We start from the raw sequence: 14,848 nt of genomic DNA on the forward strand, positions 1-14,848 counted from the left end.
GCGACAATTATCAGTCACAGGGACAGCATAATTATGAGAACTGTTGTGACTACAACTGAGCGTTTGTGAGGATATATCCGCGCTTTCTGACATCTCAGGGACGGCAGGGACATCATTTCCAGCGTACAACAATATGCTGCCACTGCTGTCCCTGTCGTTCTGATCTATCTGTCCGCAGAGAAGAAAATGTGGGAGCAGTATCCTTATTGCAAATTGATATGTTTTTGAATACATTTTTTGCCCTTGCACAGTACCGTTCCTTTCATTCCGCCTTGCGTGACGAGAGAGAAGTATTTCACAACTCGATGCGCTCAGCCCCTCCAAGCTGTCGCGGCGCACTTAACTGCTGTGTATCACTCCTGCGCAGGATATTCAATTTTCAAGTTCCTGATTTGCCCCTCTACTTACAGGGAACTGGGAGAGGCATTTTGCATACCCATTTCACAAAACTTTCACATTGATTTGTATAGTTGTACAATCGTGTGTGCGTTTGCGGCATTCATATTGAACAAAAAAACAATGCCTGCAACTGTAATAGTTACAAGCACTGTTTAGCTCTCTAATTCTATTATGGGAACTTTTTTCTATTTGCATAAAAAGTGGAGACATTTATTTTTCGTTTGTAGCGACATTTTTTATATCAAGTATTATCTATGACCTATTAGATCTATTAAAACTCAAAGTAAACTCCGTCGAGCCAAATACCTGCAATGTTATCTACATCAACTGGTTCTTTGAAAAAGGTTGAGATTATCTGAATATCATATCCTTTTTCTTTTTCAGAAACATCGCTCATAGATATATAATTTGTGCATTTTATAACAGAGCCGTCCTTAGTAACCACCTTGAACGCTCCGATGTCAACGTGCTCCTCTATTTCATGATTACTTGAAAACCAGCCCTTATCCTTGCCGTAGACCATTATTCCAAGCGGTGACAGCTTAACCCCTGTTGGAGTATAGAGCCTATCAGCAGCAATTGAACTGTCGAGCTTTATATCAATTAGTTCAACTGACTCGGATACATTCAGCCTTGCATAACGTTCCTCTCCTGATGACATTACATATCTGACCTTGACATAGTCAGAATCAAACACAACATCATTAGAATTGCAGCTCAGTTTGAAGACTCTCGAGTTATCCTCGTCAGAATCAGTTATTTCTTCATCGTTTAAACCGAACGAGAAATTGACGTAATGATCCTCATAATTATCAGGTTCAATATATAGTCCTCTGTTAAGAATATCTTCTGCTTTACCGACTATATCAAACGAAGCAAATCTTTTATCCAGCCATTTCTTGCCAGTTTCATCAAGAGCGGTATATTTGACGATAGCATAGGTGTTCATTTTATCTGAAACTATCCTGCTTACGCTGAAGTCAACGTGACCGTCCGTGTCCTCATAAATATTTTCAATTATCTGCTCAGAAATGGTGCTGTCATCTTTGAAGAAGTTATAAAAAGCTGTTTTTATCTCGTCTGCAAAAGCCGTAGTAGTTCCGACCATAGCTGCGGCGGCAATGAGACTGACAGCGATTACTTTCATCTTCGGACGCTTTTTGACGCTCGTAGAGCTTGCTTCTGCCATAGAAAGCGCGTTGTCAAACATTCTGCTTTTCTGCTCGTCTGATGGACAGATCTTATCCATTGCTTCATTGAACTCCTTCATCATCATTACCTCCTATCAGACTTGCCAGCTTTCTTTTTCCATAAAACAGCTGAGAACGGACTGTTGATTCATTCTGCTTTGTCATTTTTGCAATCTCTTTCAACGAGTACCCAAGATAAAAATGCAGATACAACACGGAAGAATACTTTTCCGGCAGAGAAACTATTGCGTCTATTACTTCACTTCTTTCAAAATCATTAGCCGACTCCTGTTCGGGCAGAACTGAAATATCTACTCTCGGGTGTCTGCGAAGTATCCGAAGCATAGACTTACACTCGTTGCAGGCTGTAACTATCAGCCACGCCTTTTCTTGCTCCTGAGTTTCAAAAACAGGAGACTTCTTTATCAGTTTGCAGAATACTGCCGATACTGCGTCCTCGCTGTCATGAGGATTTTTCATATATGAGAAGCATAATCGGTAAATATCATCGACGTGACGTTCATATATCTCACGGAAATGCTCCTTATCGCTTTGTTTTATTGCCATTATAGCACCTTTCGTTTGCACTTTTTCTATTATTATAACATTGATGAGAATAGCGGTCAACATTATTCCCTTATCGCAGTCATCACGCCTTTATCCATTTCGTGAACGGTATCGCACAGCACTTCAATATCCTCAGATGAATGTGATGCGATAAGTATAGTTTTGCCCTGAGTCTTGAAGTCAAGCAGATACTTCCTCATATCCTCAACGCCCTCCTTGTCGAGACCGTTCATCGGCTCGTCAAGTATAAGTATATCAGGGTTCTCCATAATAGCCTGTGCAAGTCCGAGGCGCTGACGCATTCCAAGTGAGTACTTTACTACATGGCGCTTGAGCGTCGGGTCAAGTCCGACCTGTGACATTGCTCGCTTTATCTGCTCCGTATCCGCTTTCTTATTAAGGTCTGCGATGAGTTTCAGATTCTTAAAACCGGAATAATACGGAATAAAACCAGGAGTTTCAATAATAATACCAATGTTTTCAGGGAAGTCGCAATCCTTGCCGACTTCTCTGCCGTTAACACGGATAGTACCGCTTGTAGGTCTGATAAATCCGCAGATGCACTTCATCAGCATAGTTTTGCCGCTGCCGTTTCTGCCTATAAGTCCATGTATCTTGCCTTGCTCAAAGGAAACGCTGACTTTTTTCAGTATTTCCGTTTTCTTTATCGAAAGGTCAAGTTCTTTTATTTCAATTATCGCCATAATAACCCTCTATTCGTTATCGTCAATATTCAGAAAATCAGTCCTGCCTATCATGATAAGGCAGAAAATAAGTATCAGCAGTATCATACCTGCGAAGTACATAATGGAATACTCGATCTTCATTATCGGCTCTTTCAGATATTGCGTGAAATGCAGACTAATCATAGTATGAGCCATCGGGAAATACCACATTCCCTTTGACCTGAAAACGCCGAGCGCACTGCCTATCGCAATTATGCTTATCAGCACGGGAACGCCTATCTTCCGAAGATTCAGTACATGAAACATAAGCAGTATCGTTGAAAGCAGGATCATATACAGCCAGTTCAGTAAAAATGAGAGAGCTGCCGCCTGATACGGCGCTACCTGATTGTACAGTTCCTTTGTTATGAGATTCGCCGCAAATGACTGAGCTTTATCCGGATTATAAACGCCATAACGTGTTACAACAAGACTCCAGCCGTTTGCTGCAAATGAATTTACTGCATTCGGAATAACAGAAAATATAAATATAACGCTCATAAATATGAACGATGATGCAATAAAAAACAGTAATTGCCCCAGCAGCCATTCTCTTTTATGGACGCGGTGAAGAATAAAAAGGCTATTCCTGTCGAGGTGAGGATAATCCGATATAAGGAAAACATACACCGCAGGAGTAACAAGACAGAGCGTCCTTGAATTGAACACGGCAATAAACGGCTCTATGAAATTCAGCGGACTGTTCATTTCCTTGCTGATATTTATCAGCGGGTCAATGGCAAAGCTCCATACAAAAACTATCATTGCTGCCGCAACTACCATTCTTGAATTTACTATCCATTTATACAGATCGATCGACATTATGCGGAATATCCTTGAAACAGAGAATCTATTGCCCATTGTCAAGCCTCCTGTTCATTATTAAGGTATATACTGCAAATACAGCTACTGTCAGCACGGTATATAACATAACAGTGCTTTTGTCGTGTGTAAAGAAAATGTCCTTGATATTGCTCGTGTACAGCATATTTATCTTTAAAATCACTTTCCAATTGTCGATGTAGTGATCCTGAAGCTTTGCAAGAACAGTATAATAGAAGTGCATAAAAATGAACGGGAAACAGCATATCATATACTTGTTCCTGATGAACGATGAAAGCAGAAACGCGGGAAGGACAGAGACTGCCCCATAAATCGCTGTTCCTGTGTATATCCTGATAAGGTCGGAGAGAGCTCCGTCACGTCCGAAAACTACAAATATCACAAGGCTGTACATAATAAAACCGATAGTTACGGTCAAGGCTCCGCTTATAACGGCTGAGAAAAACTTTGAAAGGGCATATGTCAGCTTACCTGTCCTTGTTATGATGAATCTGATATTTCCGCTGAGCCTTTCCGCACAGAACAGCGTTACGAAAGGAATTGAAGAAAGCACAGGCAAAAAGAGCGTAAGGTAAGGATTTACCGAGCTTCTGACAATATCCAGAGGGGAAAGCCCAATTTGTGGGAGCTTGCGCCGGTCGGCTATCACTTCGAGAACAGTATATTCCTTTCCGGTAAAACCGTCGGTATATATCGTTGAGGCAAAGCAGATCAGAAATACGGCAGCTATGCATACGACTGTTCCATAGCTAACAAGCGTTTTTCTCAGGTCAATAATTGTAACTCTCAATAATTTCTTCATATCAGTATCTCCGAACCTCGAAATCGTATTTCAGTTCTCCGGTTATCATATCAATATAGATGTATTTTCTGACATCTCCTCTTGTATTGACCTCGCCGTCTTTAATAAATTCTGTCGGGTCAACGTCGATGACAAACTCCCAGACAGGACGCGAATCATAGCGGACGACTTCCTGCTTGTCAGGCTCATCAGGAACAGGCTCATAAACAGGGATAAGAGTGTACATTATATCAATGTCGGAAATAGTTATATCCTTGAAATTGCTGAACTTATCTTCACAGAAGCGCAATGCACTGTCAAGAGATATACATTTATCAACGGCTTCGACCTCAACTGGCTTTATTATACCTCCTCCGTTAGTAAATGAGCTTATTTCATCTGACCTGACCATTTGTATACTAACGCCATAATCCCAATTGGTCATTTTAGGCACATTAGTTCCGTCAGGTTTTTCAGCTGCTCTTGTATAGCTGTCAAGAGGAACTCCCTTATATAATGCATGAACTAATATCTGATATAGGTAGCCTTCCTCATGTTTACGGACAATAACTGTTTCAGCTTTGTAGTCAAAATCAGGGGAGAATTGACCGTAGTTTGCTTCAAACCAGTTATTGACATAATCAACAGCTTCAGCAACAGAGTGCTTTCCGTCTTCGAGTTCATATTCATCGCTGAGGTCGTCATTGCGGTCAGCGTGATATATCTTAATGTTAGGCTCATTGTAACTAAATGAAATGTCAAAAGTATCAGGACGAAGGGCAGTTATAAATCCTCTTTCCTCAACACAGCAATACATCTTATTAGGTTCATTGTGTATCATATAATATTTATTGTTCTCATCAAATTGAGTCACTACGTTTTGAGATGACAGTTCCTCTGCCGAAAAGAATAAAGCCATTGCTTTTTCATAATTATCTATTGCATTAGTGATTTTCTCAAACGACATTATGTGTAACTCGTCAGGCTGAACAAACTTGATCTTGTCAGATATTGAGAATTGTGAATATGAGCCTTTCAGTGCAGCTTCGACGTTTTCTGAAAGCTCAGATATTGGAATATATGTAAAGTCAGTTTCGTCACTTTTATTTCTGCTGTCATCACGGTATGCACTCATATCATCCTTAACTTGAGACGGTGTGTCTGCACAAGCGGTAAAAACCATAGTCATAAGTAAAGTTAACATAATTGATATTGTCTTTTTCATAGGACTACCTCCATTCAAAGTTTCTATATATAAAACGCTTTGAATGAGTAGAATGTTGAATGGAATATTTATTTAATATATTTGAATATAAAACAAAACCCGATACATTTTGTATCGGGTTTATCCTATTCAGTTCGGTTTCTCATTTGTTCCGCTAAGAGCAGCGCACATAAGGCTGAGGTTTTATTTTTTGAAAATACAGTATTGTAAAAGATCATATGATATGCTATAATGAATGCAGAGCATAAAGCAATAACTTATCACCGGGAAATTATAAAAAAGAGCAGGAGGAATACTATGAAATGTAAAAGAATGATCGCAGCTATAATGTGTGCAGCAATACCCTTCGGAACCGCCGCACTTCCGTTCACAGCACCGGTATCGGCGGCTGCTTCACAAGGATCAATGACATTTGAGGAACTATATGCTCTCGATGAAAATGAACTTGAGCAGTATTGTTCAGAGCATGATCTGAATTATATAAGCAAAGAAGCAGCTAAAGCAAAGCTTGCCGTCAAACGCACAAAATGGGTATCAGTTATGCCAAAGGACTATATGCTCAACGGCTTGAACGATCTCCTTGAAAGCGAAGACTTAAACGCTTTGAACGGCAAAAACTACTATGATTATGACTTCGAGAAGATCATGTCTGACCTGAATATGCCGGAAAAGTATTACAGATTCGATGTTGAAAAAAACGATTTTGCATTCTATAGGAAGTCTGAGACCGATCCCGACGGCAATACAAAGGATACTTATGTAAAAGTCGCATCAATAGTTGTTGAACCGGATCCGTCTGTTGCAGATGAGGATTCACTTGTAAGACTGTACCAGCTCATAACTGTATGGACTGAGCAGAATCCGCTTGTTTACGGGGGGCTCACCTTCCGACGCAGTCCGGCTCCCGACAGCAAGATCGAAACTATCGAGATCGAAACACTTGGAGATGTAAACGCTGACGGTAATATCAATGCAGTTGATGCTTCTTCGGTGCTTGCATATTATGCCCGTATCTCCACAAATAAAAACGGAGAATATACTGAAGATCAGAAGCTTTCAGCTGACGTTAATCAGGACAAATTGATAAATGCCGTTGATGCTTCCAATATTCTTGCCTATTATGCGTATACCGCAACCACAAAAGAAGGCATAGTCTCCTTAAACGAATATATGAAGAACAAATAAATAACGTGAAAAGTCGGGTCTGTGCCCGGCTTTTCTTTTTTTGACGGTGATATGTCATTATATAATACATATAATATATTGCTGCAATTATATGGACATTCACCTTGACAAAACAAACGAAACGTAGTAGAATTAATTACTGAATGTTGATCAGATAAGCGCCACATAACAAAAGTATCCGGATCGGTGCTCATATGATCGGCAAGCACAAATGATATGAGATCACATGAATGAAGGACTCCGCTTTACAATTCAATAACATACTCAGAAACATCTGTATCAGGCTATATCATTCCTCACATAAAGGCTGTATATGCTCACATAAAGGGAAAACTGTCATTGCAAAGGAAACTGCTGCTGAAATGACGATCAGCGGTAGTATCCCCTGTGAATGTGCAGCACAAAGACCGGTACGCCGATGTTTGAATTATTATTTGAACATCGGCTTTTTTTGTACCCTTATGCAGCAGGCTTGTTTTTACGGAATGATCTGATCGGATGAAGCGGACCATAAAAGAGCAGCAGCTTTTTTATGGCCTGCTGGACGTCACAGTAATAATTCAGTCAGGAAAGTGAGAGGTTTTATGAAGATATGTGTACTTAACTGTTCGCCTAAAAATGAACTGTCCATTACGCTGCAAGCGGTGGTGTTTTTGCGGAAATGGTTTCAGGAAAAGCTGCACGATGATGAGTTCGGGATCGTTCCCGCATTCAGCGGAACGGTTACCGAAAAAATTGAAGAAGCTGTAAAAAATGCCGATCTGATAATAATGTCAGGCGCGGTGTTCCATTTTGATGTACATAGCAGTATGGGGAAGCTGCTTGATGTACTTTCCGATGATCATTATGATCTGATAAAGGATAAGCCCATAACCTTTTTATCGACTTCGGGAATGGTGGGAGATACACTGGCGCACAACAGGTTCGAGACCTGGGCAAAGAGAAACGGTCTGAGATATATCAACAGCCTCAGCCTTGAAAGCTCGGAGATCCTTTCTCCCGGAGGCAGAGAGGAGCTGTTTTGCTGGTTCAGATATGTAAGAGCAACAGCCGCATACTATAAGAGCGCGAGCCTGCCGCAGGCTAAAAAACGCGGCAGAGTGGTTTTGCTGGATACCTGTGAAAAAGGAATTGACAAAATAGACTCTGCTATAAAAGCGGCAAAACAGAGATTTGAAGCCAGCGGTTTTGACACCGAGGTAATAACTCTGAGAGATAAGGTGATCCATCAGTGTACTGGATGTCAGTGCTGTTTCAGCAACAGAATATGTATCTATAACGATGACTGGGAAAAAACCTTTGAGAATTTATATCTGGATACAGATATGATAGTATACTTCGGCGAGCTGCACTATTCGACCCTCGGAAACTGCTACAAGACCTTCCTTGAAAGGCACGCAAGCTTAGGTCGTTCGGGTATTGAGGACGAAGTGATAAAATCATATTTCTTTATCCCCGATAAAAAAACAGAGAGAGAAGATATTACGGGATTCAAGATACAGTGTGAGGCTTTTGACGGGCTCAACTGCTCTTATCTCAGTGATGTATGCGAGATTGAAAATGATGATAAAATACGGGAGATGTGCGATAAAATGACCATCGCATATAATTCCGATATTATGCCGCAGAACGGCTTCTTAAAGGACGGTATCAGAAACGGTTTTGCAAAAATCGCGGCAAGTGTGAAGAACCGCTGTCCCGGTGATTACAGCTATTTCAAGGGAATAGGCTGCTATGATACGATCCCACCTATCACAAATGCCCGGTGGCTGGACAATGCGGAAGATGCCCGAAGGGACAGAGAATCAAGGATGATGCCGTATAAAATGACTCTGGCACATCTTGACGGACTTCCGACAATAACCGAAAGAAGGAAAAATAAAAGCGTGTCTGTCATAGAAAGGCAGAAAGCAGCCGCAAGAGGCGATGAACCTTCGGAAGTATCAATGAGAAGAACGCAGATGTACATGAAAAACAGCTCTGTTCTGATCGAACAAATGAAATGATCTGTCAGAGGATCAATTGCCCGGCTTTACTGCCCGAAAAAAATATGCCGCATTCCTTGCTATTTCCATGATCATATGCTACAATTAAGAAAAACACATGAGCGAAAACAAGGAGGGTAATATGGCTTATTCGGACAAACTTATAAACAGGATAAAAGGCGGTTTTTTCGGGCTGCTGGTCGGTGATGCCCTTGGAGTTCCCTATGAATTCCATATGAAGGAGGATATACCTTCCGCAGAGCTGATCGAAATGGTCCCGCCGAAAGGCTTTTCGAGAGCTCATGCAGGCACAGCTCCGGGGACCTGGTCTGATGACGGTGCTCAGGCACTTTGTCTCCTTGACAGCCTTCTTGAGAAGGGTGGGTTTGACCTTTCAGACTTCTCGGACAGACTCATTGCCTGGTATGAAAAAGGACTCTGGGCAGTTGAAAGTCGGGTATTTGATGTTGGCATACAGACCTCTATGGCGCTTTCCATGTATAAAAACGGCGGAGCTCCCGAGAACTGCGGAAACGTGCGCCCCGACGGAAAGGGGAACGGTGCGCTCATGAGAGTGCTGCCGCTGGTCTTATGGTACAGAGGAACAGATGAAGAATTGGCGGCTGATGCACACAGACAATGCCTTATCACTCACGGAAATATTACTAATCAGGTCTGCTGCGCACTGTACTGTCTTATTGCAAGAGAGCTGCTCAGCGGAATCAGCTTTGCCGAAGCTCTGGATAAGGGTATAAGCAAGCTGAGCGGTATTTATGAAGAAATGCCCGAATATGCGGAGGAGTTTCGGTTCAGGCTTCGCCCTGACGAACCCGGTATCTGGGTGGGAAAAGGCGGAGGATATGTTGTTGACAGCCTCAGAAGTGCGGTGATGATAATGAAGACCGCCCTGTCTTACGAAGATGCAGTCAAGCAGGCTGTCGCCCTTGGCGATGATACGGATACCACAGCCTGTATCACAGGCGGACTGGCAGGTCTGTATTTCGGCTATGACAATATCCCCGAGCGGTGGCTGAACGCCCTTCGTGACAGAGACAAGGCGGAAGGACTTATGGCAAAGCTCATCAGCAGCATTGCCTGACACTTTTCATTTATTATGCCGGAACAGCCCGATATGAAAATATCGGGCTTATTATTTTATTGATATATATGTGTATTAAAAAGGAGCTATTGTACAAAATTTTACTATTTGCAACTTTTTCAGGAATTTTTACAAATAGTATTGACAATTATTCAGAAATGATGTATAATATAGTTGCTGTTTACAGCACAAAATTTAATACTATTTCAGGAGGAAACACATGAAACTTCTCAAACGATTCGCATCAACCATCTTTTCACTCACTCTCATCGCCGGCTCAGCTTCCACAGGAGTATTATCTCAGGTGAACACAGCTGCTGCCGAAAACTCAGTAGGCTACTACTCAACGATCAACAACTGGAACACTAAGATCAATGCAGAAAAAGCCAAATTCCCCAACGGAAAATACTGGAACCACAAGGGTAAGACAACATGGGACGACAACACCTACAGCAGCACCCCCTGTGATAACAACACAGAGAACTGTGCATACTGCACCTCGACCAAGTTCAGAGCGCCTTACCTGACCAACTGGGACGTACTGAGCAATCAGCAGAGCACAACAAAGCATTGCGACGGCTTTGCCTATAAGCTTGCAAAGGACATCTGGGGCACAGATGCTTTTGTTCGCATTAATTCAAGTGAGAGAGCCTATACCGACCCGAAAGTGGGAGACATCGTACGCCTTCAGTTCAGTGTTGACGGTACAAACAACAAGGCATGGCACACTCTCTTCATAACAGGTATTTCCGGCAGCAATATCACATTCGCGGATTGCAACTCAGAGCTTTTCGATTGTAAGATCCGCTGGGACGCAACAAAGTATTACACCAATTTCAAGCGCGAGGGCAACAGGACCAAGGGATATAATTCGGTAACTGTTACAAAGACTTACCTCAAGAACAATTGTATCTATTATTCAAGACCCATTTTAAAGGGCGACTTCGACCTGAGCGGCAGGATCGACAGCTCCGATGTAGCTTACTTCAAGAGCACATATCTGGATAACGGCAACACATCAGGAAACGATCCGTTACATTCTATTCCCACTGCGATCTATGATGTAAACAGTGACGGAAGCATTACAGCAGCCGACTATCAGCAGATCCAGTATTATGCTAATCTTTCCTATGTTGACGGTTATATATATGGTACAGGTCCCTATGTTGACTATACAGACAGATACCTTGTCAGGGACAACTGCTTTATCTACAATAACGGTATCTACAAGATAGAGACAAGCACTACTGCTTCATTTATCAAGCCCTTCTATAAGTCAACTACTTCCTATGTTATAAACGGTTCTGTAAACTACAACGGCAAGTCTTACACAGTAACTGCTATCGGTGATAATCACAGACAGCCGGGATATGATCTTGAGTACGTTCAGAGCCTGGTGATCCCCAACAGTGTTAAGACTATCAAGAGATTCGCATTTGCTAATTCCGCTATTTCAAGGATCACATTCAACGGAAGCACATCAAGTCTCCAGACTATTGAAGCAGAAGCTTTCTACAACTGCAGGAACTTAACTTCTCTTGATCTGAGATACTGCCCGCAGCTGACACTGATCGGCAACTTCGCTTTCGGTTCCTGCACAGCTCTCAGATATATCGATCTTCCCTATAATATGACCACACTTAAATTAGGTACTTCCGATACTATCTTCGACAATAACAAGACAAATACCACAACACTCTACGTCAATAACCTTAAAAACAGCCTGACTCCCGCAAGCAACTTCCAGGTGCTTGATTTCTACGGAAGCAAGGATCTTACATACTGGACAAACGGAAAGTTAAAGCTTTACGGAAAGCTTTTCAAGGTTAGCTACAGAGGCAAAAATATTTCTCAGAAGGGAATAAACATCGGCTATCTCTCAGCTCCCCAGTGATCGGGTAACAGCATAATTAAAAGGACCATCACAGCAGATGGTCCTTTTTTATAGTCGGTCCGGGCAGCTCCGCCCTGCAGTATGTTGTCTTTTGTAATGAAATAGTTGACTTTTTGTTGATAATATGGTAAAATGAATGCAAAAGCATTCATTTATTGATCCACAGTGTTCAATGGGACGAGAATGTGAATTTGGAGGGAAAATGATGAAAAATTTCTGGAAAAAGACAACATCGGGTATCCTCGCTCTGCTGATAGTTGCAGGAGCTTCACCTGTTGTTTCGGCGTTCAGACAGACTGACATGACAGCTGTCACAGCTTATGCGGAAGGGGATCCGTCAGAGGATTTCAATTATTCAGTCAACGCAGACGGGACAACTGTTACCATTACCAAATGGACAGGAACAGGCACTGAGGCTGTCGTACCTGATACGATAGATGGCAAGACAGTAACTGTTATAGACGGCTGGGCTTTTTCACAGTGTGAGAAGCTCGCAAGCGTCAAGCTGCCCGATACCATTACCGAGATCGGAAGCTGTGCTTTCAACGGCTGTACGTCACTTTCTGAGATCGAACTGCCCGTTGATCTGAAGATAATAGGCAATACTGCTTTCGCCGCTTGTGCATTTACAGAGGTCACTATCCCTGACGGTGTGGAAAGTATAGGTGTAAGCGCATTTGCAAGCTGTAAAAACCTGGCTGACATTTCTATTCCTGCAAGTGTTACAAGTATCGGCGAAAGTGCTTTTCGTGATACAGCCTGGCTGAAGGCAAAGCAGGAGGCAGATCCGCTTGTTATCGTGAATAATATACTGATCGACGGAACCGCCTGCACAGGCAGAGTCACCATTCCCGACAGTGTTACAAGTATCGGCGATCTGGCATTCTCAAACTGCCGTACCGTCACAGATGTCCGCGTTCCCGCAAATGTTAAGAGCATTGGTCAGAGCGCTTTCTACAATTGTTCTTCACTGGATTACATAAACATAGCTGACGGAGTTGAGAGCATCGGCGTTCAGGCTTTCGGAAACTGCAATGCCCTGACCAGGATCACTATCCCCGACAGCGTCAAGACCATCGGCGGAAGTACATTCTTCACCTGTGAGAATCTGGAGTATGTAAAGCTTCCTGAAGGACTGGAGACTATCAGTAATTCCATGTTTTTCGGCTGTAAGTCATTGAAGCACGTCTCAATTCCCGACAGCGTCAAAACTATTGAAATGCGTGCATTCGCTGCCTGCCCGTCTCTGACAAAGGTGGTAATACCTGACGGAACAGAGACTATCGGCTTTATGGCATTTATGCAGTGTACAGGTCTTAAATCGGTCATTGTACCTGCCAGTGTAACATCTATCGGTTTCTCGACCTTCTCAGTGTGTCCTGATGCTGTGGTAAAGGTTGAGCCCGGTTCGTATGCAGAGACCTATGTTGCAGATCAGTACAATCTGAAATACATTGACACCAATACTGCCGATGCTGAGATAAACGGCGTTTCTCTCTCACTCAGCGATGACCTGGGACTCAACTTCGTTGTGAATGCCGCAACAGCCGAGAACAAGGACGATTACAGCGTTAAGCTCACAGGCGAGTGCGCTGAGGACGGAAAGACGGTCTCCCTTGCTGCAAAGACTATCGGAGATAAGACAGTATACTGCGCAACAGCAAGCCTTACTGCTAACAATATGCAGGAGGAGATCACCGCTGAGCTCTATAAGGGCGATGTGCTCATAGATACTGTGAAGTATGATGTGCGTTCATACCTGAAGGAGCTGTCAGACATCCGCTGGAACGAGGGTGCTCCTTCAAACGAGCTTATGATGTATTCTTCCACACTTGTTTACGGGTATGCTGCCGAGAACTATTTCAACGGAGCTTCCAACGAGCTCAGTGTTTATGATGACGCAAATGAACAGGCAAAGAGCAGGAGAAAGATAGACTCCCTCTACACGGCAATCAATACAAAGCAGTATTATACCTCAAATCCCCTTTATAAGTATGACAACGAGGACGTTAAGTTCTCACTGGTGCTTGACAGCAAAATGGCAGTCCGTGTCTATGTAAAGGGCATGGCAGCAGGCACCAAGGACTCCACAGGAAAACTCACCTCTGTTGCAGGCACAAAGGGCGGTACGGACTATCCCTCATATTTCGAGATAAAGGACCTTACTCCCCTTGATCTCGGCAAGGATCAGATCATAAAGGTGGGTGACAAGACCTACCAGTTCTGTCCTCTTATATGGGCTTATCGTATGCTCAAAAACGATAGTGCCGATGCTAAGAACAAGCGTCTTGCAGCTGCTGTTGCCAATTACGCATTTGACGCTTATCAGTATGAGAACGGCGAAGTTTTAAGTTATTAAAGGAGAATAGCAATGGAAAAATACACAGCTCCCGAAATGGAGATAATCGAATTTGAAAATGAGGACGTTATCACAACAAGTGTCCCCGAGACAGAACTTGGCTGATAACATCGAAGGCGGCTTTCGAGCCGCCTTTGTTTTTGACTTCCGGAGCGCCGTTTTATTGACAATAGCCCTATGGCGCGATATAATAATAACAGAAGAATAATTGGCGAGGTAACAGACTGTGAAAAGACGAAAAAGAGAGCTCCTTCCGGAGCCTGCGCCCTTAAAGCACGACCCTGTTGAGGATACGGAGTACTTCAAAGCCGTTGCAGAGGAAGTGGAAAGGGAAGCGGAGGCAATGGTAGCCCCTGATATTAGAATGGGCAGGTATGAACCGGTGGAGCTGGAGAAGAAAAGGATACTGAAGGAAAAATACAACATTGACTGGAAGACTACACTTGAAATGAATCCAGGCTGGGATTTTGTATAACTTTGTACTGATTAAATCATAACTTATATTTGCAGGGGCGAACAATGTTCGCCCCTAAGTTAGCCGTTAGCTAACGGCTCAAATCATAACAAACACAATGCCCCTGAGTGTTAAAAACACC

The 14,848-nt window shown here is 42.8% G+C and carries 12 protein-coding genes; 6 read left to right on the forward strand and 6 right to left on the reverse strand.

The annotated features are described in order from the left end of the window. Nucleotides 1–670 precede the first annotated feature (670 nt). The 6 genes from T488_RS0111445 to T488_RS0111470 form a co-directional block, all read right to left on the reverse strand. On the reverse strand, nt 671–1,669 hold the full coding sequence (locus tag T488_RS0111445; protein WP_028520918.1) for a hypothetical protein: 999 nt from the start codon (nt 1,667–1,669) through the stop codon (nt 671–673). Further along, nucleotides 1,653–2,156, reverse strand: a complete 504-nt coding sequence (locus T488_RS0111450; RefSeq protein ID WP_196243314.1) for an RNA polymerase sigma factor — start codon at nt 2,154–2,156, stop codon at nt 1,653–1,655. The genes T488_RS0111445 and T488_RS0111450 overlap by 17 nt, the downstream gene beginning before the upstream one ends. Nucleotides 2,157–2,218: 62 nt before the next feature. Beyond that, nucleotides 2,219–2,860 carry an ABC transporter ATP-binding protein gene (locus T488_RS0111455; RefSeq protein ID WP_028520920.1) on the reverse strand — a complete coding sequence of 214 codons (642 nt, stop codon included), beginning with the start codon at nt 2,858–2,860 and terminating at the stop codon, nt 2,219–2,221. Nucleotides 2,861–2,869: 9 nt separating this feature from the next. Then, complete coding sequence (locus tag T488_RS0111460; protein WP_028520921.1) at nt 2,870–3,742, reverse strand: hypothetical protein; 873 nt, start codon at nt 3,740–3,742, stop codon at nt 2,870–2,872. Continuing rightward, nucleotides 3,732–4,526, reverse strand: a complete 795-nt coding sequence (locus T488_RS0111465) for an ABC transporter permease (RefSeq protein WP_028520922.1) — start codon at nt 4,524–4,526, stop codon at nt 3,732–3,734. The genes T488_RS0111460 and T488_RS0111465 overlap by 11 nt, the downstream gene beginning before the upstream one ends. 1 nt (nt 4,527) lies before the next feature. Further along, nucleotides 4,528–5,730, reverse strand: a complete 1,203-nt coding sequence (locus T488_RS0111470) for a hypothetical protein (protein WP_028520923.1) — start codon at nt 5,728–5,730, stop codon at nt 4,528–4,530. Between the two features lie 297 nt (nt 5,731–6,027). On the opposite strand from T488_RS0111470, the gene T488_RS19875 reads away from it, so the two are divergent. The 6 genes from T488_RS19875 to T488_RS0111505 all read left to right on the forward strand — a co-directional run bounded on the left by T488_RS19875 (nt 6,028) and on the right by T488_RS0111505 (nt 14,727). Then, nucleotides 6,028–6,915, forward strand: coding sequence for a dockerin type I domain-containing protein (locus tag T488_RS19875; RefSeq protein WP_028520924.1), 888 nt, complete (start codon nt 6,028–6,030; stop codon nt 6,913–6,915). A 584-nt stretch (nt 6,916–7,499) separates the two neighbouring features. Continuing rightward, nucleotides 7,500–8,921, forward strand: coding sequence for an NAD(P)H-dependent oxidoreductase (locus tag T488_RS0111480; protein WP_155267208.1), 1,422 nt, complete (start codon nt 7,500–7,502; stop codon nt 8,919–8,921). Nucleotides 8,922–9,042: 121 nt separating this feature from the next. Further along, nucleotides 9,043–9,999 (forward strand): ADP-ribosylglycohydrolase family protein, encoded by a 957-nt coding sequence (locus T488_RS0111485; RefSeq protein WP_028520926.1) that lies wholly within the window; start codon nt 9,043–9,045, stop codon nt 9,997–9,999. Nucleotides 10,000–10,219: 220 nt separating this feature from the next. Then, entirely contained in the window at nt 10,220–11,893 is a 1,674-nt protein-coding gene (locus T488_RS0111490) for a leucine-rich repeat protein (protein WP_028520927.1), read from the forward strand. Between the two features lie 202 nt (nt 11,894–12,095). Further along, nucleotides 12,096–14,252: a leucine-rich repeat domain-containing protein gene (locus T488_RS18875; RefSeq protein ID WP_196243315.1), complete on the forward strand. Its 2,157-nt coding sequence runs from the start codon at nt 12,096–12,098 to the stop codon at nt 14,250–14,252. A gap of 226 nt (nt 14,253–14,478) precedes the next feature. Then, entirely contained in the window at nt 14,479–14,727 is a 249-nt protein-coding gene (locus tag T488_RS0111505) for a hypothetical protein (RefSeq protein ID WP_028520928.1), read from the forward strand. Nucleotides 14,728–14,848 lie beyond the last annotated feature (121 nt).

The organism is Ruminococcus flavefaciens ND2009, assembly GCF_000621785.1.
GTDB classification, from domain to species: Bacteria; Bacillota; Clostridia; order Oscillospirales; family Ruminococcaceae; genus Ruminococcus; species Ruminococcus flavefaciens_C.

Bases quoted from the DNA above. Each gene is read 5' to 3' on its own strand.
- T488_RS0111445 (WP_028520918.1), bottom strand. From the start codon at position 1,669: ATGAAGGAGTTCAATGAAGCAATGGATAAGATCTGTCCATCAGACGAG.
- T488_RS0111450 (WP_196243314.1), bottom strand. From the start codon at position 2,156: ATGGCAATAAAACAAAGCGATAAGGAGCATTTCCGTGAGATATATGAA.
- T488_RS0111455 (WP_028520920.1), bottom strand. From the start codon at position 2,860: ATGGCGATAATTGAAATAAAAGAACTTGACCTTTCGATAAAGAAAACG.
- T488_RS0111460 (WP_028520921.1), bottom strand. From the start codon at position 3,742: ATGGGCAATAGATTCTCTGTTTCAAGGATATTCCGCATAATGTCGATC.
- T488_RS0111465 (WP_028520922.1), bottom strand. From the start codon at position 4,526: ATGAAGAAATTATTGAGAGTTACAATTATTGACCTGAGAAAAACGCTT.
- T488_RS0111470 (WP_028520923.1), bottom strand. From the start codon at position 5,730: ATGAAAAAGACAATATCAATTATGTTAACTTTACTTATGACTATGGTT.
- T488_RS19875 (WP_028520924.1), top strand. From the start codon at position 6,028: ATGAAATGTAAAAGAATGATCGCAGCTATAATGTGTGCAGCAATACCC.
- T488_RS0111480 (WP_155267208.1), top strand. From the start codon at position 7,500: ATGAAGATATGTGTACTTAACTGTTCGCCTAAAAATGAACTGTCCATT.
- T488_RS0111485 (WP_028520926.1), top strand. From the start codon at position 9,043: ATGGCTTATTCGGACAAACTTATAAACAGGATAAAAGGCGGTTTTTTC.
- T488_RS0111490 (WP_028520927.1), top strand. From the start codon at position 10,220: ATGAAACTTCTCAAACGATTCGCATCAACCATCTTTTCACTCACTCTC.
- T488_RS18875 (WP_196243315.1), top strand. From the start codon at position 12,096: ATGATGAAAAATTTCTGGAAAAAGACAACATCGGGTATCCTCGCTCTG.